Genomic DNA, 487 nt, shown 5'->3' with positions numbered 1-487 from the left:
CCACGATTGTTTACCAAGCTCGTCGGGTGGTTCCCACCCTGAAGGAATTCGTTTTAGTTTGCCAACATCAACAGGTTGATGCTCGCGTTCATGTCACGGTCATGATGCGCGCCACAGGCACATGTCCATTCACGGACATCCATCGTCTTCCTCTGACCTTTCTCGCCACAAGAAGAACAGATCTGCGTAGATGCGAACCATTGATCCGCCTTGATGAGCGTCCGTCCGTAGAAGTTTGACTTGTACTCGAGTTGACGGACGAACTCGTACCAACTGACGTCCCCGATGGACTTGGCGAGCTTATGGTTTTGCATCATGTCCTTCGACTTCAATGTCTCCACGACGATGACTTGGTTCTCGTCAACGATCCGTCTCGACAGTTTGTGAAGGAAGTCCTGGCGTTGGTTGGCGATTTTCTCGTGTCTCTTGGCGAGGATCAGCCTGGCTTTTTCACGATTCTTGCTTCCGATCTTCTTGCGTGACAGCG

1 protein-coding gene is annotated in these 487 nt (G+C 51.5%); it reads right to left on the bottom strand.

The features are described 5' to 3' along the window. Nucleotides 1–53 precede the first annotated feature (53 nt). Nucleotides 54–487: RNA-guided endonuclease TnpB family protein (locus KNO68_RS14875; RefSeq protein WP_215112701.1), on the bottom strand; the 434-nt coding region annotated here is incomplete at its 5' end.

Origin of the sequence: Exiguobacterium sp. s75 (genome assembly GCF_018617145.1) — a bacterium.
Classification (GTDB): Bacteria; Bacillota; Bacilli; order Exiguobacteriales; family Exiguobacteriaceae; genus Exiguobacterium; species Exiguobacterium profundum.
The sequence above is the reverse complement of the archived record's forward strand: the minus strand, read 5'-3'. Positions and strand labels throughout refer to the sequence as shown.